We start from the raw sequence: 19,628 nt of genomic DNA on the forward strand, positions 1-19,628 counted from the left end.
TTCTATGCATGGACCAGATCACCACCTTCACGAAAAACATTTAAAAAGTTCCGATTTTCTGACCGATGTAGTCATTGGCATGTCGGACGGCTTAACGGTACCCTTTGCTCTAGCAGCTGGACTTTCTGGCGCTGTTTCCAGCAATGATATTGTTACTACAGCTGGTGTAGCTGAAATTGTAGCTGGGTCTATCGCTATGGGATTAGGAGGCTATTTAGCTGGGATGACTGAAAAAGAACATTATGAAGCCGAATTAGCTCGAGAATATGACGAGGTAGAAAGAGTGCCAGATCGAGAAAAAGAAGAAATTAGGGAAGTCTTTGAGGATTATGGTTTAAGCCCTGAGGCTCAGGAAATGGTGGTTAATTGCATTGCTAGCGACAAAGACAAATGGGTGGACTTTATGATGCGATTTGAATTGGGCTTAGAAAAACCCAATCCCAATCGTGCCAGAAATTCAGCATTAACCATTGGCATTTCCTATGCCATTGGTGGTTTAATTCCATTGATCCCCTATTTTTATTTAGAAAAACCTGAAGATGGATTAATCTATTCGGCCATTATCACCTTGTTCGCCTTATTTGTCTTTGGTTTTTTCAAAAGCAAAATGACAGGCCAACAACCTTTCATAGGAGCTCTCAAAGTGATGTCCATTGGGGCAGCCGCAGCCGGAGCAGCCTTTATGGTAGCTAAATTAATAGGCTGATACCGTATCATCTCCTCTGGAATCTGCTCCTCCTTGCAGTTTTCCAGAGGGTAATACTAAAATACCTTCTACTAATCCCAATCCATTGAATGGCATCATTTTGTATTTCTTTTCGTTCAAACGATTCAATTGCTCAGAACCAAAACGATTTTTTTCAAACAATACTTGATCGGGTAACCATTGATGGTGAAAACGAGGATACTCAACAGCTTGTTGCATATTCATTCCCATTTCTAGCGTATTCAAAATCACTTGAAAAACCGAAGTAATAATGGTCGAACCACCTGGCGTTCCAACCACCATTTTCAATTTCCCATTTTCTTCAACGATTGTTGGTGTCATACTAGAGAGCATCCGTTTCCCCGGTTGAATCTCATTAGCTTTTGACCCAATTAAACCAAACATATTGGGTGAACCAGCTTTTGCAGAAAAATCATCCATTTCATCATTTAAAAGAAATCCAGCTCCCCCTACAAATACCTTACTTCCATAACTATTATTCAACGTAGTCGTAATAGATACGGCATTCCCTTCTTCGTCTACAATGGAATAATGGGTGGTTTCTGTACTTTCATATCCTGGAAATTGACCTGCTGAAATGGACGTACTTAAGGATGCTTGACCAAAACTAAAATCCTTCATTCGCTGTTGAATGTAAGATGGATTCACTAATTCAGTCTGCGGAACTTTCACAAAATCAGGATCTCCTAACCATTTAGATCGATCTGCATAAACCCGTCTTTCCGCCTCTACCATCACTTGAATCGTAGAATCAGACTGTGGGCCCCATTGGGAAATCGGGAATGGTTCTACCATTTTCATCAGTTGGTTCAATGCGATGCCACCACTTGAAGGAGGAGGCATACTGATGATTTTCTTTCCTTTGTAGTCAAAATTAACCGTATTTCTCCAAGCCGCTTGATACGATTTCAAATCTTTCTTTGTCATGATTCCTCCTTGACGCTTCATTTCCTTAACTAAAAGTCTGGCCGTTTTACCCCGATAAAAACCTTTTGATTTTCTTTTAGCAATACGTTCCAATGATTGTGCCAAATCTTCTTGAACCAGTAAATCTCCTTTTTCCCATTTTTGATCTTGGGATTTAATCATATAATTTTTACCCACATTAAATTTCTGAAAATCAAGCTTTTGACTATTCAATCCTCTAGCTTCTTTTTCCGTCAAGATAACACCATTTCTGGCTAAATCGATAGCCGGTTTGACAAGCTCATACCACGGTAATTTTCCGAATTTCTGATGCATCGCTTCCATGCCAGCAACTGCACCTGGTACTCCAACTGAAAATATACCAGCCAGACTTTTACCCGGAATAATAGCCCCATTTTCATCTAAATACATATCTCTAAATGCTTTCAAAGGAGCTTTTTCTCTAAAATCCAATGCATAGGATTGAGCTTGTTTATCTCGATAGACCAAAAATCCTCCTCCACCAATATTTCCGGCTGCAGGGTGACAAACAGCTAAGGCAAAATTGACAGCCACAGCTGCATCAATGGCATTACCTCCTTTTTTCAGAATGGCTAAACCTATTTCACTGGAAGCAGGATGCGTAGATACCACCATTCCTTTGGAAGATTCCACTAAAGGTTTACTAGTTTGTGCAAAAGTAGCATTGCCCATAAATAAGGCAATAAGAAGAATAAGCTTAGGTTGTTGCATGATGTTGAATTAAAATTGAAAACATTCAAGTAGTAAAAGCTCTTGCGGAGCGTTGTCATAACAAAAATATAATTTAACTTTGTGAATATTTTAAGTTTTTTTAATTAAAACAGATACTTACAGTGGATATTTTCGAGAAAGTTGTTAAAAACATGGGGCCAATCGGTGCTCATGCGCATTACTCCCACCATTATTTTTCATTTCCAAAGTTAACTGGAGAACTTGGCCCAAGAATGACTTTCATGGGAAAAGAGATGCTCAACTGGTCATTAAATAATTATTTAGGTCTAGCTAACCATCCTGAAGTAAGAAAAGCAGATGCTGATGCTGCAGCTAAATATGGTTTAGCCTACCCGATGGGTGCTCGAATGATGTCTGGTAATACGGACGAACATGAAGAATTTGAAAGACAATTAGCAGAATTCGTCGGAAAAGAAGATTGCTTCCTTCTAAACTATGGATACCAAGGTGTTATGTCCATCATTGAATGTATGGTAGATCACCGTGATATCATTGTATATGATGCTGAGTCACATGCTTGTTTGATTGATGGTATCCGTCTACATAAAGCTAAAATGGGCGATTATTATAAGTTCAACCACAATGACATGGATTCATTGCGTAAGAATTTAGAACGTGCTACGAAAAAGACTCAAGAAACTGGAGGTGGAATTTTAGTGATTACGGAAGGAGTTTTTGGTATGTCAGGAAAAGTGGGATCATTGGATAAAATTGTGGAGATGAAGAAAGACTTTAATTTCCGTTTATTAGTGGATGATGCACATGGATTTGGAACAATGGGTGCTCATGGTAAAGGAGTAGGTGAATTTTTAAATTGTACGGACGGTATTGATTTATATTTTTCAACATTTGCAAAATCCATGGCTGCCATTGGAGCATTTGTAGCTGCACCTAAGGACATCATCATGTACTTAAAATACAACATGCGTTCTCAAACCTATGCCAAGGCTTTACCTATGCCATTTGTGATTGGAGGGATGAAGCGCTTAGAATTAATTAAAAAACACCCTGAATTAAGAGAACGTTTATGGGAAAACGTACGCTCCTTACAAAAAGGATTAAAGGAAAAAGGATTTGATATCGGTGAAACCCAATCACCTGTTACACCTGTATTCTTACATGGTGAATATGATATTGCAGCCGTTACTTCTTTGGTTAGAGATTTACGTGAAAACATGGGTATTTTCTGCAGTATTGTGGTATACCCTGTTGTTCCTAAGGGACAGATTATGTTGAGAATTATCCCAACATCTTCACATACACAAGCCGATATTGAATATACGACGGATTGTTTTGCTGAAGTTCAAAAAAGATTAAAAGACGGTTATTATAAGGTTTTAAATGCTGCAAAATAAGATTTATGAACCATTTTTAACTTTTTTAACTTTTTTTTGGGTTTTTTCGTAGAAATAGTTTGTATGGATTAAGTTTTTTGTTAAATTTCGCCTTATAAGCGCTTCAAACAGCGAAATAAGACAATCTATTTTTACAACCTACAAAATCAAATTATTATGAGCAGATTTGCACAAGTGAAAGACCTCGTTTTGTCATTAGAATCAGATTTCGAAAAATTCTACGATAAAGGAAACCAAGCAGCAGGAACACGCGTTAGAGGTGGCTTACAGCAACTAAAAACTTTAGCTCAAGAAATTCGTACTGAAGTTCAGAATCAAAAGAACTCAGGAAAATAATTAGTTTAATTTCTTGATTAAAAAAAGCCCGTTACTAAGTATCGGGCTTTTTTATGTTAAAACTTTTCAGCGTTCATCGCTTTAGCTATGCCATCAACCATTAATTTGCCTCTTTCTTTGTCGAACACTTGGGTTTGAATTTCAGCTGTGTGCTTTACAGGATCAATGCTGATTACCGTAAACTTCGCTTGATACACTAGATCAACAAAAAGTGGACGTTTAAATTCCGACAATTGGCTTAAATATACACTTCCTTGACCAGGGAAATCCATACCCATGACACGAGAAAAAACACTAGCAATGAGTGCGCCGTGAATAATAGGCTTTTTAAATACTGTTTGCGCCGCAAATGACTCATCCCAATGCAAGGGATTAAAATCTCCCGATATTTTACAGAAGTCATTTACTTGCTCCTGATTAAAACTAAATTCAATTTCGTGACTATCTCCAACTGAATACATATTGTAGGTATATTAATTGTTAATAAAAAATAGAGGCTAACTTTGCAATTGAAATTAAAAGGCATGATCCACTTTATTTACAATCCCAATTCTGGAAGCAAAAGTAATGCAAGTAAAAAGCAAATGCTTCAAAAATTAGAAAAGATTGAAAATAGTCAACTTCATTTGACAGAATATGCGGGTCATGCGCACCAATTAGCCAAACAAGCTATACAGCAAGGTGCTCAAAAAGTAATTGCCATTGGTGGAGATGGCACGATTCATGAGATCGCCAGTGCATTAGTAGGAACTAAAACGGCATTAGGAATTATTCCCATTGGATCAGGAAATGGATTAGCAAGGCATTTAGGCATACAATTGACATTTTCCAAGGCATTGCAACAGGCCATTTATGGCCACGAAATCTCCATAGATGTAGCTTATTGGAATCAAGATGCTTTTTTCTGCACCGCAGGAATTGGCTTTGACGCCTATGTTGCTCATCAATTTGCCCAAGGTAAAAAAAGAGGTTTGGTCAATTACGTCAAAGCCTCATTTAATTCCATACTGAAATACGATGCTATTGCAGTTCAACATAGGGATTCAATTCATGAGTCCATTTTTTCCATGACTTTTGCCAATGCGAATCAATTTGGCAATAATGCCTTCATTTCTCCATTTTCTAATTTACAAGATGGGAACTTTGAAGTAGTGAAGGTAAAACCGCTAACTATTTGGGAATCAGCCCAACTTGGAATTAGCCTATTTTTTAAAAATATTACCCAGCATAAAAAAGTAACGATACAATCTTATCAAAGATATGAATTCAGCGTTCCTATAGGTACTTTATACCATATGGATGGAGAAAATTTACAAACAAAAGAATTACAACATACCATTAAAATAATTCCAAATTATTTGCACGTTATTGTGTAGAACAAAAAACACGAACAAGGGCCCTCTTTCTAAATTAAATCTTATAAGTGATTGATTTACAATAAATTATATTAAATTTTTGCAATTCAAATTTAGACCCTGTGTAAATAACTACGTTTTTGATTCAAAATATTTTTATTTTTTTTTCTTATATTTTTTCAAGGCAAACCACACCTGAAGTACATAAAAATTGAACAATTTTTAGTTCCAAATTTTAATGCACTTTTTTTGCAAAAAATAAGTTGAAAATATTTTTTTTTAGATTTGGAACGACCTTGAATTTTACTATTTTTGTCTCCCCGCTTTAGTGAGGCTTTATCGTTTCGCTAGGTACCCAAACCATTATTTGAAATTTTAAACATTTGAAGTATGTCTTCTATGGCTAATACTTCAACGAGGAATTTTTGACCCTAAAAAAAAGGATATTTATATGCAAATGGAAGTAACTGAATTGTGGAATAAATGCTTGAATATCATCCGTGATGATATTTCTGAGCAAAGTTTCACGACTTGGTTCAGCCCAATAGTCCCATTAAAATTTCAAAACAATACACTTACAATTCAGGTCCCTTCTCAGTTTTTCTATGAATGGTTAGAAGAAAACTTTGTTTCTTCATTAAGAAAGGCAATAGATCATACCATTGGTCGACAAGGCATGTTGGAGTATTCCATCATTGTAGACAAAGGGGATCGCAAAAACCCTCCTTTATCATTTAACCTTCCGACAACTAACCAACAGCATACAAGTAAAGATTTCAATCAGAATCAAGCTGCAAAAAGTCCTTTTCAGTTTAAAAATCTAGATTCATTAGAGTTAGATTCCTACTTAATTCCCAAATATACCTTTGATAAATTCATAGAAGGAGATTGCAATCGCTTAGGACGTGCAGCAGGAATGGCCGTGGCTAACAAACCTGGTTTGACCTCATTCAACCCTTTAATGATTTACGGAGGCGTAGGATTAGGTAAGACTCACTTGATTCAAGCCATTGGAAATGAAATCAAACAACAGTTTCCAGAGAAATTTGTTCTTTACGTTTCTACTGAGAAATTTACCAATCAATTTGTCAATGCCATTCGGAATAATTCCATCGAAGCATTTACCAATTTCTATTTGCAAGTGGATGTCCTAATTATAGATGACGTTCAGTTCTTATCGGGAAAAGAGAAGACACAAGAAACATTCTTTAATATCTTTAATCACCTGCATCAATCCGGTAAACAAATCATTTTGTCTTCTGACCGCGCTCCACGTGATTTAGCTGGTATGGAAGATCGTTTATTAAGTCGATTCAAATGGGGCTTAACAGCAGATCTTCAACAGCCTGATTTTGAAACACGTATTGCCATTATTCAAAAGAAATTGCAAGATGATGGTATCCAAATCGATTTCGAAGTATTAGAATACCTAGCACATTCCATTCAGACGAACGTAAGAGAACTAGAAGGAGTGATTATTTCATTGATGGCTCAAGCATCATTAACTAGAAAAGAAATTGATTTAGATTTGGCAAAAGCTACCTTAAAAAGCATTGTCAACGAACAAGAAAAAGAATTAAGCGTTGAAAATATTCTAGAAGCAGTAACTCACCATTTTTCAGTTGAATTGAGCACGTTACAAGGAAAATGTCGCAAAAAAGAAAATGTATTTCCACGACAGGTTGCCATGTACATGTTAAAGGAATTAACCAACCTTCCTTTGAAGTCGATTGGCTATCATTTTGGCGGGAGAGATCACAGTACTGTTATTCATGCCGTTCAATCCATTTCAGAAGCTATGGAAACAGATAAAACCGTTGAAAAAACAGTTAAAAAATTATTCAATCGGTTTAATCTTAATGCTAACTAAAAAAGTCTCTCGATTACCGAGAGACTTTTTTTATGATTAAAACCTTATTTCCTACTCCTCTTTAGCTCCTTCTTTATCTAATAAGACGGAGTCATCCCCTTTTACTTTCTCTTTAATTTTAGCTTCCAGTTCATCCATCAACTCTGGATTATCCTTGATTAGGTCTTTCACAGCATCGCGTCCTTGACCTAAACGGTTTCCGTTATAAGAAAACCAAGAACCTGATTTATCAATCACACCCAAATCAACACCCAAATCCAAAATCTCACCAGCTTTTGAAATACCTTCACCATACATAATATCAAACTCGACTACTTTAAATGGAGGGGCCAATTTGTTTTTAACCACTTTTACACGAGTACGGTTACCTGTGATAGAGTCGGCACTTTCTTTGATTTGACCTGCCCTACGAATATCTAAACGAACCGAAGCATAAAACTTCAAAGCGTTACCACCTGTAGTTGTTTCAGGGCTTCCAAACATCACACCAATTTTATCACGCAATTGGTTAATGAAAATACAGCAACATCCTGTTTTATTGATGGTTCCAGTTAATTTACGTAATGCCTGAGACATCAAACGAGCCTGTAGACCCATTTTTGAATCACCCATCTCTCCTTCTATCTCCGCTTTAGGAACCAATGCGGCTACCGAGTCAATAACGATGATATCAATCGCGCCAGAACTAATTAAGTGTTCAGCAATTTCCAAGGCTTGTTCCCCATTATCAGGTTGAGATATTAATAAATTTTGCGTATCAATACCCAATTTCTCGGCATAAGAACGATCAAATGCGTGTTCAGCATCTACAAATGCAGCAATACCTCCAGCTTTTTGCGCTTCAGCAATGCAATGCAAGGTTAAGGTTGTTTTACCGGAAGACTCTGGTCCATAAATCTCAACCACCCTTCCTCTTGGTACACCACCAATTCCTAATGCTAAATCTAAACCTAAAGATCCTGTTGAAATAACAGGTACATCCATGACTTTACTATCTGAAAGGCGCATGACCGTCCCCTTTCCATAAGCTTTATCTAATTTTTCTAAAGTGGTTTGTAAGGCTTTTAATTTTTCAGATGTTATGCCTTGAGCTTCGCTCGCTTGTTTTGCCATGGTATGTCGATTGATAAAATTTTATTTGTAGCTTCTAAAATTTGTTTTGTATTTAGCTAAACAAAAATAGGAAATAGCCACTAATATTTAATCAAATTACTTGATATTCTGTACTCTTATTTCTTTAATACTTATCTTGCCAATAATTGAGCCTTCTACCCTTTGAAAACAAACATTTTTGCCTATTTCTTTTTACTATTTTGCCTATCCATTACGTTAAAAGCACAAGATAAGGACGTACTTTTAGGTGGTGAACAGTTAAAATACCGAATTCACTTAGGTTTTATTAATGCGGCCGAGGCCAATATAAAAAGTAGTCCCAATTTGGGGTCAATTCGACAGATTCCAACTAGAAAAATCGAGATTGAAGGGAAAACCGTAGGTATATTCAATGTATTCAGTCCGCTATTAGACATATGGGTTTCCTACATGGATCCTACTACTCTCTTGCCCATCAAAGCCGAAATGAATAAGCGTGAAGGTCGTTACAAAAAACAAGAAGTAATTGATTTTTACCATGACAAAGGAATAGCGCAAATTTCCTCTCCTCAAAATACACCCAAAGACAAAAGCCTAAGTATTTCAAATTCCATGTTGGATTTAATATCTGGTTATTATTTTCTACGTAAAAAGAATTTACAGGAATTAGAAATTGGTCAAAAAATGAGTGCTAAAATACTCGTGGATGGTCAAGTTTATGAAGTCTGGTGTATTGTAAAAGGCTTTGAGAAAGTGGATAGCAAATTTGGTAGTAAGAACTGTATTCGTACTTCCTTGGTTTTGCCAAAAAATAATTTGTTTCAAGATAAAGACGCAATCCGATTGTGGATTAGTCAAGATAACTACCAAATTCCATTCAAAATGGAAGTAAACTTAAAAATTGGTTTCTTGAGTATCGATTTGGAAGATTACAAAATAGCGGGTAAAACCATTTACACCGCTTTACCCTAAAGCCTCTTTATAAGCAGCTAATACTCGTTTTCTAGCAAATTCATGATCTACTATGGGTTTAGGATAATGTAATTCTTGAAACTCAGGAACCCATTTCCGAATATAAATTAGGTCTTTATCAAACTTCTGAGTTTGTAAATAGGGATTAAAAACTCGAAAATAGGGAGCTGCATCGCAACCTGAACCTGCTGCCCATTGCCAACCACCATTGTTGGCCGAAAAATCAAAATCCAATAATTTTTCAGCAAAATATGCTTCTCCCCATCGCCAATCAATTAAAAGATGCTTTACTAAAAAACTCGCTACAATCATTCGAACGCGGTTGTGCATGAATCCAGTTTGATTCAACTCGCGCATGCCAGCATCTACGATTGGATAGCCAGTTTGTCCGTTTTTCCAAGCCTCAAATTCAAGTTCTTGATTGCGCCAATTTATTCGATCATACTCTTTCCTGAAGGCAATTCCTTGACTAATATGGGGGAAATGATACGTGATATTAAAGTAGAAATCCCTCCAAATTAGTTCATTTAACCAAGTTTCGGATTTACCTAGCGCCCTTTTTACTAGATTTCGAATTGAAATGGTTCCAAAACGTAAATGAACAGAAACATGGGAAGTGGCATCAAGTCCAGGAAAATCACGTTTGAAAGAATATTGTTGAATTAAGTCATCCGAAAACATCAATGAAGGAAATTTTATCCCTGTTGATTGAAAACCCAATTCACTTAAAGTAGGCATTTTAAATGAGCCTTGGACATAATTCACTAAATTCTCTGATTCAAATTGCCTCCATTCGGTATTGGCTAATTTTTCTTTCCACTTTCTTGAGTAAGGAGTAAAAACTGTGTAAGGTGTATTTTGACCCGATAATACCTCATGCTTCTCAAAAATGACTTGATCTTTAAAACTTTGAAATACTATTCCTAGATCTTTTGCCCATAAACTAATGGTTGAATCCCTTTGAATGGCATAATTTTGATAGTCATGGTTAGTGATTATTTGCTTAATCTGGTATTGTTGAGCCAATGATTTAAATGCGTCCAAAGGATTAGCATGTAATATCAACAGGTCCCCACCACGTTTTTGGATTTCACTTTTTAAATGCGCGAGTGCTTCATGAATAAATTCAACTCGGGCATCTTTTTTATTTTCTAAATTATCTAAAATTAAAGGATCAAAAATAAATATTGGTAAAACTGGAAACGGACCACTTAAAGCAGCAAAAAGTCCAGCATTATCCTCTAAACGCAAATCGCGACGAAACCAAAAGACAGAAATTTCATTCATAATTTTCAATATACTCATTTAAACCACCTTTGCTTTTGATTGTTTCGAAAAATTACCTTGACAAGCCCCCCTTGAAAAGTGTATATTTGCAAATTGTTTATTAAGTCCAAAAATAAATGAACGATTGAATTAATTATTTACCCTAACTAATTCAACGTTTTTCATTTTCAAACCCCATACGAATGAAATTATCTGAATTCAGATTCGATTTACCTCAAAGTTTAATTGCCTTACATCCAACTGATAACCGCGAAGACGCTCGCATGATGGTTGTAAATAGAAAAAACAAAACCATTGAACACAAAAAATTCACTGATATCGTTGATTACTTCGGAGAAGGAGATGTGCTAGTAACCAATAACACTAAAGTTTTTCCTGCTAGATTGTATGGAAATAAGGAAAAAACGGGTGCTCAAATTGAAGTATTTTTACTTAGAGAACTAAACCGTGAACATCGTCTATGGGATGTTTTGGTAGATCCTGCTCGAAAAATCCGTGTAGGGAATAAATTATATTTTGGAGATTCAGACTTGGTTGCGGAGGTTATTGACAACACGACATCACGTGGAAGAACGATTCGTTTCTTATATGATGGTGACCATGATGCTCTAATGGCAGCAATTCACGAATTAGGTGAAACTCCACTTCCAGAAGAAATTCGTTCGAAAAGAGAGGCTACACCTGACGATGCTGAGCGTTTTCAAACCATTTATGCAGAGCATGTAGGTGCAGTGGCTGCTCCAACGGCAGGTTTGCACTTCTCTAAGATCATCATGAAAAGAATGGAGCTCAATGGCTCGCAGTTTACTCCTATTACTTTGCACGTTGGTTTAGGTACATTCCGTCAGGTTGATGTAGAAGATTTAACCAAACATAAAACAGATTCGGAGCACTTTATCATCAATCAAGATACATGTGATTATGTGAATCAAGCGATTGATAATAAAAAACATGTTTTATCGGTAGGTACAACAGTTATGAAAGCTTTAGAGTCATCTGTTTCAGCTAGTGGCCATTTAAAGCCGATCAATAGCTGGACAGATAAATTCATATTCCCTCCTTACGAATTTAAAATTCCTACTGCTTTATTGACTAATTTTCATTTACCCGAATCTATCTTATTGATGATGACCTCAGCGTTTGGTGGATATGAATTAATTCATGAAGCATATCAACAAGCCATTAAAGAGAAATACCGTTTCTTTAGTTATGGTGACGTAATGTTAATCATTTAATTAAAAATTGGGTTTGTTTTGAAGAAATATGCCATTATTGTAGCGGGAGGTACTGGACAGCGAATGAAAAGTGCCGTTCCTAAACAATTTTTGCTCCTTCAAGGCAAACCCATTTTATTCCATACACTTTTACAATTCAAAAAAGCATTTGCTGAGATTGAATTGATATTAGTTTTGCCACGTGATCAATTCTCTACTTGGCAATTACTTTGTCAAGAATATCCAGAAATAATTCAAGCGTGTCCACATCACTTAGTAGAAGGTGGTGCTACACGGTTTCATTCGAGTCAACAAGGTATTCTGGCTATTCCAGTAGAAATACAAGCTCTTGTGGCCATACATGATGGTGTTAGGCCATTGGTTTCTGTGGATTGCATACGGCATGCATATCAGTCTGCCGAGGAATATGGAAATGCCGTATTGGCTGTTTCTAGTAAGGATTCGATCCGTCAATGGGATACGAATGAAAATGTTTATCTTCCACTAGATCGAACTCACATTAAGATAATTCAAACACCTCAGATTTTTGAAATATCCATTCTAAAAAGAGCATTCCAACAAGAATATCAAGACTTTTTTACGGATGATGCTAGTGTCGTAGAAGTATTAGGTATCGATATTCACTTGGTGGAAGGAAACTATTCCAACATTAAAATTACAACTCCTGAGGATATGCTGATCGCCGAAGCATTGACTCAAAATGCATCAACATGAGAAACGCTTGGGATTGGATTGGATCCAATATTTTAAAACATAAAATCGCTATTCTTTTTGTTTTGGCCCTTCTGACTGGAGGACTCATTTACAAGGCATCTCAAATTCAATTAAGTTATGAATTAGCCAAAATTTTACCCAAAACTGATGAGCGCTTTCAACTTTATGAAAGCTTCAAAAAGAAATACGGGGAAGATGGAAACGTGATGGTGATAGGTTTAGAAAACCCACAGCTTTTCACACCTTCGGAATTTGATGCTTGGAAAAATCTAAGTACAGATATCAAACAATTAGCTGGGATTAAAAACATTTTATCCTTATCGAATCTTCCAGAAGTCTACATTGACAGTTTGGACAAAAAGTTCAAAACTAGAATCATTTGGGATGCTAGTTTACCGACAACACAGGAACGATTAAACACCCTTAAAAGTAAAATTAGTCGATTGCCTATTTTTACTAATTTCATCTATACAGAAGACCTCAAGGTTCATTTACTGCTAATTACGCTTGATCAAAAGACCATTAATGATAAAGGCCGGATCACTTTGGTCAAAAAAATCAAGCAATTAGGAGAAGCGTATCAGGTAAAAACAAAGCGAGATATTCATTATTCAGGTATGCCGTTTATTCGTACGGAATACACTTCACAAGTAACCAAGGAACTGATTATTTTTCTTGGTTTGGCTATACTGGTGACTTCACTCATCTTGTTGTTCTTTTTCAGATCCATACAAGTGGTATTTTTTGCATTAATTGTGATATTGATAGGTATACTTGCGTCCTTGGCTACCATTGTCATTTTTGGATTTAAAATAACCCTACTTTCTGGGTTAATTCCTCCGCTGATTGTGGTGATAGGTATACCGAATGTCATTTTCTTATTGAACAAGTACCATGAGACATACATCGAAACACAAGACAAGCTCTTTTCTTTAAGAGAAAGTGCCTCTAAAGTGGGAAGAACCTTGTTTTTAGCCAATTTAACGACTTCCATTGGCTTTGGTGTATTTAGTTTCACGGGTTCAGGACTATTGGTTGAATTTGGAATTGTGGCATCTATCAATGTCATGATTACCTTTTTATTGTCCTTACTTTTAATCCCGATTTTCTTCAGCTACTTGGCTCCTCCCCGTCCAAAAGACTTAGCTCATTTTGAATCAAAAAGAGTCAATTTATTCTTAATTCGAATTGAAAATTGGGTATTAAATCATAGAAAATCCATTTATGGAACAGTGCTTGTGTTGCTGATGATCTCTGTTTATGGCCTATTACAAATTAAAGCCATTGGATTCATTGTTGATGATTTACCTAGAGAAAATGCCATATATTCCGATTTAAAATTCATAGAAAAACATTTTCATGGGATCATACCTTTTGAAATTTCGGTAGATGCAAAAAGTCCAGGAAAGGCTTTAAGTCCAGAAATTTTATCCAAAATGAAAAGAACAGAAAAGCTCATGGCTAAATACCCTGAATTTACTGCTGGTCTTTCTATTTTAACGGCTACCAAATATTTGTACCAAGTATATCGAGGTGGAGACCCTAAATATTTCACCCTTCCTGGAATTGATGAATTGAATAAATTGAAAGACTTTCAATCGAGTTTATCCGGAAAGAGTAACTTATTTGCAGGTTTCATCGATAAAGAAAAGCAGTATACCCGAATATCTTACCAAATGGCGGATGCGGGAACTGTTAGAACAAAAGAATTATACCAGATTTTGCAGCCAAAAATTGATAGTATTTTTAGAACAGATCCTGATACTGGGGAAATACTGGCAAAAGATAATCCCAATGCTTATCAAGCAGATGTCACAGGAAATGCGGTTATCAACACATTTAACACAGAATATTTACAGAAAAACTTAATAGAAAGTACCATAACGGCCATTGTATTAATTTGTCTATTGATGGCATTTTTATTTAGGTCTTGGAAAATGGTATTGATTTCGACCTTACCTAGTTTAATTCCATTGATCATTACAGCAGGCTTGATGGGCTATTTTAACATTGCATTAAAACCAAGTACTATCCTTATTTTCTCGATTGCCTTTGGTATTTCCAGTGATGGAACCATTTATTTCTTAACTAGGTACAAGGAAGAGTGGTTTAAGAATCAAATGAATGTAAAAAGAGCGGTTCAGATAACCATTCAGAAAACGGGGGTTTCAATGTTTTATACTGCCATGATCTTGTTTTTTGGATTCTTCATATTTACAGCTTCCACCTTTAAAGGCACTCAAGCTCTGGGTATTTTGGTATCTATCACCTTATTGATGGCCATGATTTGTAATCTGATTTTATTGCCAGCCTTCTTGATGGGATTAAATAAAAAAGAAGTTGATACCTTAATAGAAGAGGAGATTTAGCATGGAAATTCAAGAGGAAAAAATCTACACCATTCCCTTCTGGTTATTATGCACGAGCAACTTTTTATTTGCAGCAAGTTTTTCCATGATTATCCCAGAATTGCCAGATTATTTGGCTTCTATGGGAGGAAGTGAATACATTGGATACATTATAGCGCTGTTTACTTTAACTGCAGGGCTTAGTAGACCATTTTCAGGTAAACTTACCGACCACATCGGACGTGTGCCGGTTATGGCATTTGGTTCAATTGTGTGTTTCATTTGTGGTGGAATATATCCCATGGTACATACTGTTCAAGGATTTTTATTTTTACGATTTATCCATGGCATGTCAACAGGTACCAAACCAACTGCAACGGCAGCCTATGTGGCTGATATCATACCGGAACATCGACGTGGAGAAGCACAAGGGACTTTGGGAATATTTACAGCCACAGGTATGTCGATTGGCCCTAGTATAGGTTCTGGATTGGCTAATTCCATTGGCTTACAGCCTATGTTTTATGTTTCATCACTTTTTGCATTAGCCTCCATTGTCATTTTAATGAAATTGGAAGAAACATTACCCAAAAGCATGAAAAGTAAATTTTCCTTGAAATTATTCAAAATCAATTGGAAAGATGTATTTGAACCCAAAGTGATACAAGTATTTTGGATAATGGTATTGATATCATTTTCTTATGGCGTGGTATTAACGTTAATACCAGATACGACCAAATTGGTAGGTTGGTATAACAAAGGACTATATTTTACTATTTACACCGTCGCTTCTATATTTGTTCGTTTTTTCTTTTCAAAAAGCTCTGATGAACATGGTAGAATTCCAATTTTAATCATTTCTTGTTTCTTTTTATTAGTTTCGATGTTCATATTGGTATTCCCAATTAATGAAATTAATATGGTTATTTCAGCCATATTATTTGGAATTTCAGCAGGGTTTTCAACTCCAACGCTTGCGGCTTGGACTTCAGATTTGGCTGATAAGAATCATATGGGAAGAGCCATGGCCACCATGTATATTGCCTTAGAAATTGGTATAGGAATTGGAGCTCTTTTTTCAGGCTATATATATAAAGGATTAAGCCAAATGATACCACTCCCCTTTTTCATTGCTGGATTATTTTCTACTATTGCATTCGTCGTATTGTTGAGCTTTAGAAAAAACTGGACTAGAAATGGAATTTGAAACCTATTTATTAAGTAAAAAAATAGATGCGCTGACTTTTAAAGTCAATGACATCGAACTCTTTTCTACCTGGCTTTACGAATTTAGTCAATTACACGAAGCCAGTTTTACAGATCAAAAGCGATTTCAAATTAATCGAATCAGGAGAAAATATCCCTTGAATTCGGAAATTAACCAATAGCTATTTTGCTATTTTTATAATAATTTTTAAAAATAGTATTACTATTCAAATATTACATGCCATGAATTCTTTGAATAGTTCAAATAGCTGAAATTTGCGACCATAAAAATATAACCTATGCAATCGAGTGAATTAGAAAAACTGTTTCCCAAAGAAGGAGAAATTCCAAAAGAATATGATTTGGTCAAACCGATCGAACAAAAAGAATATTTAGTGAATGGAGAGATGCGCCAATGGAAAGGCAAAACTCAAGATGTTTGGTCTCCGATTTATATCAAATCAGATAAAGGATTTGAACCGAAGCGAATTGGTTCATACCCTATTACGGATGCTACTGATGCCATGGAGGTGCTTTATGCAGGTGTCAAAGCCTACTCAAATGGCCGAGGAGAATGGCCATCTATGTCAGTTGATAAGCGTATAGAATGTGTGGAGAAATTCACACAAAAGATGATATTGAAGCGTGATGAAGTCGTTAAATTATTGATGTGGGAAATCGGTAAATCATTGACTGACTCTCAAAAAGAATTTGACAGAACAGTTCAATACATTTACGATACCATAGGAGCTTTAAAAGATATTGATAGAAATTCTTCCACATTTTTAATTGAAGAAGGTATTATCGGTCAGGTTCGCCGTTCCCCTTTAGGTGTGGTATTGTGTATGGGACCTTTTAATTACCCATTGAATGAAACTTTTACCACCTTGATCCCAGCATTAATCATGGGTAATACGGTTTTATTCAAACCACCGAAACACGGTACTTTATTACACTACCCATTATTAGAAGCATTTAGAGAATCATTCCCTGCAGGTGTAATTAATACCTTATACGGTCGTGGAAATTCCATCATTCCACAATTGATGGAGTCGGGTAAAATTGATGTTTTAACGTTAATTGGATCATCTAAAGTAGCAGATAAATTAAAGAAAATGCACCCTAAGGTGAATCGTTTACGTGCCATTTTAGGTTTAGATGCTAAAAATGCGGCCATTGTGACAGAAAGTGCACAATTGGATAATGCGATAAATGAATGTTTATTAGGTTCATTATCTTTCAATGGTCAACGTTGTACAGCTATTAAAATCATCTTTGTTCATAGCAGCTTGGCAGATGCATTTAATAAAGGATTAGCGGAAAAAATCGAAGCTATCAAAGTAGGAATGGTCTGGGAACCAGGTGTTCAAATCACCCCTCTTCCTGAGCCGAATAAGCCTGCCTATTTGAAGGAATTGATTGAGGACGCTAAATTACATGGAGCTAAAGTATTGAATAAACATGGTGGAGAAAATGCTAAATCATTATTCTTCCCGGCTTTATTGTATCCAGTAAATAAGAAAATGAAAGTATGGTCTGAAGAGCAATTTGGACCTGTGGTTCCCGTAGTACCATTTGATGATATCAATGTACCTATAGACTACATACATGAATCTTCACATGGACAGCAAGTAGCTATATTTGGAACAGATCCTAATCAGATTTCTGCTTTGATTGATGAAACCGTAAATCAAGTATCTCGTGTTAATATCAATGCTCAATGTCAGCGTGGACCGGATTCTTTCCCATTCACAGGTCGTAAAGATTCTGCTGAAGGTACATTATCCGTTACAGCGGCATTACGTTCCTTCTCCATTCGTACAGTAGTAGCGACTAAAGCGACTCAGGCGAATAAGGACATTGTGAATCAAATTGTTGAAAACCAACAATCTAACTTCTTGTCTACTCGATTTATTCTATAAATAGTTTTCGAATGTTTTCCTAAACCCTAATTTTTCCTTAGCAGGTTAGATTAGGGTTTTTTATTTCCAGATAATTTGTAATTTGGAAAACACAAAAGCTTCAAACACATGGAAAAAAGTAGACGACAATTTATTCAATCGCTCAGTGCTGGTACTTCACTCCTATTGGGAGGGATTCCATTGCTTGGAGCTGATGAAAGACCTTTAGCTCAGATATTAGAAAAGATCAAAGTTAGTCCAAATGATACAATTCGTATAGGATTGATTGGATCGGGTATTATTGGACATTACGATACGACTACTGCACTTAAAGTCCCTGGGGTAGAACTTGTAGCTGTTGCTGATTTATACCAAGGAAGATTAGATAGAGCTCAGGAAAAATGGGGTAAAGATATTTTTGTCACTAGAAATTACAAAGAAATTTTAGCCCGAAAAGATATCGATGCTGTGTTAGTTTGTACCAGTGACCATTGGCATGATCATATCACCATAGACGCACTTAAAGCAGGCAAACATGTGTATTGTGAAAAACCCATGGTACACCATGTAGAGGAGGGCTTAGCTGTAGTGGCTGCACAAAAAGCCAGTGGTAAAGTTTTGCAAGTTGGATCTCAGCGAGCAAGCTCTGTTGTATTTCAAGAGGCTCGAAAGCATTATCAACAAGGAACCATAGGTGAGATTACTTATGTAGAAGCATATACAGATCGAAATTCAGCCAATGGTGCATGGCAATATTCCATTCCTACGGATGCTAGTTTAAATACAGTATCCTGGGATATGTTTTTAGGAGATGCTCCAAAAGTAGCATTTGATCCTGTCCGATTTTTCCGTTGGAGAAATTACAAAGCATATGGTACAGGGGTAGCTGGTGATTTATTTGTTCATAATGTGACGGGTTTACATACGGTAACTAATTCATTAGGGCCTGAACGAATTTATGCTCAAGGAGCTCTTAATTATTGGAAAGATGGACGTGATGCTTATGATTTACTAACTGGTTTTATGACCTACGGTAAAACAGAAAATCATAATGCATTTCAATTCATGACCCGCGTTAATTTAGCCGATGGTGCAGGAGGAGGAGAAGGAACTCGATTAATTGGTACCGAGGGAGTAATTGAAGTAAAAAATAGAGGTATTAAAATCAAGCATTTTAAAAGAGCAAAAGTAGCAAGTATGGGAGGATACGATTCCTTAGAAAGTTTCCCAAAAGCCATGCAAGATGCCATGTTGGCTGATTATAATGCCAAGTATAGTCCAGATGATAGAAGAATGAAAGTACTTGACGAAATAGAATTCAATGCACCTCAAGGTTACGATGACCGTTTAGACCACTTTATTAATTTCTTTGATTCGATTAGAACAGGAAAACCTGTATTTGAAGATGCTTCTTTTGGATTGAGAGCGGCAGGGCCTTCGGTATTATGTAACACTTCTGTAGAAATTGGTAAGCCAATTGAATGGGATGCTTTGAATATGAAAGTGAAGAAATCCAAGTAATCGATACTGATTATCAATATGTTACAATA

General features: G+C 36.2%; 16 protein-coding genes. 12 read left to right on the top strand and 4 right to left on the bottom strand.

Translation table 11 applies throughout. The annotated features are described in order from the left end of the window. Positions 1 to 4: 4 nt before the first annotated feature. Entirely contained in the window at positions 5 to 706 is a 702-nt protein-coding gene (locus G9H65_RS04845) for a VIT1/CCC1 transporter family protein (protein ID WP_166374206.1), read from the top strand. Here the strand turns inward: G9H65_RS04845 and ggt are convergent. Beyond that, positions 695 to 2,386, bottom strand: coding sequence for a gamma-glutamyltransferase (gene ggt / locus G9H65_RS04850; RefSeq protein WP_166374207.1), 1,692 nt, complete (start codon positions 2,384 to 2,386; stop codon positions 695 to 697). The two genes, G9H65_RS04845 and ggt, sit on opposite strands and share 12 nt — an antisense overlap. 122 nt (positions 2,387 to 2,508) lie before the next feature. On the opposite strand from ggt, the gene G9H65_RS04855 reads away from it, so the two are divergent. Together G9H65_RS04855 and G9H65_RS04860 are read left to right on the top strand one after the other, a co-directional pair. Next, complete coding sequence (locus G9H65_RS04855; protein ID WP_166374208.1) at positions 2,509 to 3,762, top strand: aminotransferase class I/II-fold pyridoxal phosphate-dependent enzyme; 1,254 nt, start codon at positions 2,509 to 2,511, stop codon at positions 3,760 to 3,762. 156 nt (positions 3,763 to 3,918) lie between these two features. Further along, a complete protein-coding gene (locus G9H65_RS04860; protein ID WP_109322819.1) occupies positions 3,919 to 4,098 on the top strand; it encodes a histone H1 in 180 nt (59 codons plus the stop codon). A gap of 56 nt (positions 4,099 to 4,154) precedes the next feature. Here G9H65_RS04860 and G9H65_RS04865 read toward each other — a convergent pair whose 3' ends face one another. Further along, a complete protein-coding gene (locus G9H65_RS04865; RefSeq protein ID WP_166374209.1) occupies positions 4,155 to 4,559 on the bottom strand; it encodes a MaoC family dehydratase in 405 nt (134 codons plus the stop codon). A gap of 63 nt (positions 4,560 to 4,622) precedes the next feature. On the opposite strand from G9H65_RS04865, the gene G9H65_RS04870 reads away from it, so the two are divergent. After that, positions 4,623 to 5,474: a diacylglycerol/lipid kinase family protein gene (locus G9H65_RS04870; RefSeq protein WP_166374210.1), complete on the top strand. Its 852-nt coding sequence runs from the start codon at positions 4,623 to 4,625 to the stop codon at positions 5,472 to 5,474. Positions 5,475 to 5,904: 430 nt separating this feature from the next. Then, positions 5,905 to 7,323 (top strand): chromosomal replication initiator protein DnaA, encoded by a 1,419-nt coding sequence (dnaA, locus tag G9H65_RS04875; RefSeq protein ID WP_166374211.1) that lies wholly within the window; start codon positions 5,905 to 5,907, stop codon positions 7,321 to 7,323. A gap of 51 nt (positions 7,324 to 7,374) precedes the next feature. Here dnaA and recA read toward each other — a convergent pair whose 3' ends face one another. Further along, a complete protein-coding gene (gene recA / locus G9H65_RS04880) occupies positions 7,375 to 8,436 on the bottom strand; it encodes a recombinase RecA (protein ID WP_166374212.1) in 1,062 nt (353 codons plus the stop codon). A gap of 162 nt (positions 8,437 to 8,598) precedes the next feature. Here recA and G9H65_RS04885 point away from each other — a divergent pair, with 162 nt between their 5' ends. After that, on the top strand, positions 8,599 to 9,387 hold the full coding sequence (locus tag G9H65_RS04885; protein ID WP_166374213.1) for a DUF3108 domain-containing protein: 789 nt from the start codon (positions 8,599 to 8,601) through the stop codon (positions 9,385 to 9,387). On the opposite strand, the gene G9H65_RS04890 is transcribed toward G9H65_RS04885, so the two are convergent. Next, positions 9,379 to 10,674, bottom strand: coding sequence for a cryptochrome/photolyase family protein (locus G9H65_RS04890; RefSeq protein ID WP_166374214.1), 1,296 nt, complete (start codon positions 10,672 to 10,674; stop codon positions 9,379 to 9,381). The genes G9H65_RS04885 and G9H65_RS04890 overlap by 9 nt on opposite strands. Positions 10,675 to 10,856: 182 nt before the next feature. On the opposite strand from G9H65_RS04890, the gene queA reads away from it, so the two are divergent. The 6 genes from queA (at position 10,857) to G9H65_RS04920 (ending at position 19,599) form a co-directional block, all read left to right on the top strand. Next, positions 10,857 to 11,909 carry a tRNA preQ1(34) S-adenosylmethionine ribosyltransferase-isomerase QueA gene (queA, locus tag G9H65_RS04895; protein ID WP_166374215.1) on the top strand — a complete coding sequence of 351 codons (1,053 nt, stop codon included), beginning with the start codon at positions 10,857 to 10,859 and terminating at the stop codon, positions 11,907 to 11,909. Between the two features lie 18 nt (positions 11,910 to 11,927). Further along, positions 11,928 to 12,623 carry a 2-C-methyl-D-erythritol 4-phosphate cytidylyltransferase gene (locus tag G9H65_RS04900; protein WP_205753245.1) on the top strand — a complete coding sequence of 232 codons (696 nt, stop codon included), beginning with the start codon at positions 11,928 to 11,930 and terminating at the stop codon, positions 12,621 to 12,623. After that, positions 12,620 to 14,992 (top strand): efflux RND transporter permease subunit, encoded by a 2,373-nt coding sequence (locus tag G9H65_RS04905; protein WP_166374216.1) that lies wholly within the window; start codon positions 12,620 to 12,622, stop codon positions 14,990 to 14,992. Before G9H65_RS04900 ends, G9H65_RS04905 begins: the two co-directional genes overlap by 4 nt. Before the next feature lies 1 nt (position 14,993). Next, entirely contained in the window at positions 14,994 to 16,178 is a 1,185-nt protein-coding gene (locus G9H65_RS04910; protein ID WP_166374217.1) for an MFS transporter, read from the top strand. A gap of 298 nt (positions 16,179 to 16,476) precedes the next feature. After that, on the top strand, positions 16,477 to 18,099 hold the full coding sequence (locus G9H65_RS04915) for an NADP-dependent glyceraldehyde-3-phosphate dehydrogenase (RefSeq protein ID WP_166374218.1): 1,623 nt from the start codon (positions 16,477 to 16,479) through the stop codon (positions 18,097 to 18,099). A gap of 108 nt (positions 18,100 to 18,207) precedes the next feature. After that, on the top strand, positions 18,208 to 19,599 hold the full coding sequence (locus tag G9H65_RS04920) for a Gfo/Idh/MocA family protein (RefSeq protein ID WP_166374219.1): 1,392 nt from the start codon (positions 18,208 to 18,210) through the stop codon (positions 19,597 to 19,599). Positions 19,600 to 19,628 lie beyond the last annotated feature (29 nt).

Origin of the sequence: Aquirufa ecclesiirivi, from assembly GCF_011250515.1 — a bacterium.
Classification (GTDB): domain Bacteria; phylum Bacteroidota; class Bacteroidia; order Cytophagales; family Spirosomataceae; genus Aquirufa; species Aquirufa ecclesiirivi.

What these genes read in the sequence shown, in the direction of transcription:
- G9H65_RS04845 (WP_166374206.1), top strand. Translation starts at nt 5, where the DNA reads ATGCATGGACCAGATCACCACCTTCACGAAAAACATTTAAAAAGTTCC.
- ggt (WP_166374207.1), bottom strand. Translation starts at nt 2,386, where the DNA reads ATGCAACAACCTAAGCTTATTCTTCTTATTGCCTTATTTATGGGCAAT.
- G9H65_RS04860 (WP_109322819.1), top strand. Translation starts at nt 3,919, where the DNA reads ATGAGCAGATTTGCACAAGTGAAAGACCTCGTTTTGTCATTAGAATCA.
- G9H65_RS04865 (WP_166374209.1), bottom strand. Translation starts at nt 4,559, where the DNA reads ATGTATTCAGTTGGAGATAGTCACGAAATTGAATTTAGTTTTAATCAG.
- G9H65_RS04870 (WP_166374210.1), top strand. Translation starts at nt 4,623, where the DNA reads ATGATCCACTTTATTTACAATCCCAATTCTGGAAGCAAAAGTAATGCA.
- dnaA (WP_166374211.1), top strand. Translation starts at nt 5,905, where the DNA reads ATGCAAATGGAAGTAACTGAATTGTGGAATAAATGCTTGAATATCATC.
- recA (WP_166374212.1), bottom strand. Translation starts at nt 8,436, where the DNA reads ATGGCAAAACAAGCGAGCGAAGCTCAAGGCATAACATCTGAAAAATTA.
- G9H65_RS04890 (WP_166374214.1), bottom strand. Translation starts at nt 10,674, where the DNA reads ATGAATGAAATTTCTGTCTTTTGGTTTCGTCGCGATTTGCGTTTAGAG.
- queA (WP_166374215.1), top strand. Translation starts at nt 10,857, where the DNA reads ATGAAATTATCTGAATTCAGATTCGATTTACCTCAAAGTTTAATTGCC.
- G9H65_RS04905 (WP_166374216.1), top strand. Translation starts at nt 12,620, where the DNA reads ATGAGAAACGCTTGGGATTGGATTGGATCCAATATTTTAAAACATAAA.
- G9H65_RS04910 (WP_166374217.1), top strand. Translation starts at nt 14,994, where the DNA reads ATGGAAATTCAAGAGGAAAAAATCTACACCATTCCCTTCTGGTTATTA.
- G9H65_RS04915 (WP_166374218.1), top strand. Translation starts at nt 16,477, where the DNA reads ATGCAATCGAGTGAATTAGAAAAACTGTTTCCCAAAGAAGGAGAAATT.
- G9H65_RS04920 (WP_166374219.1), top strand. Translation starts at nt 18,208, where the DNA reads ATGGAAAAAAGTAGACGACAATTTATTCAATCGCTCAGTGCTGGTACT.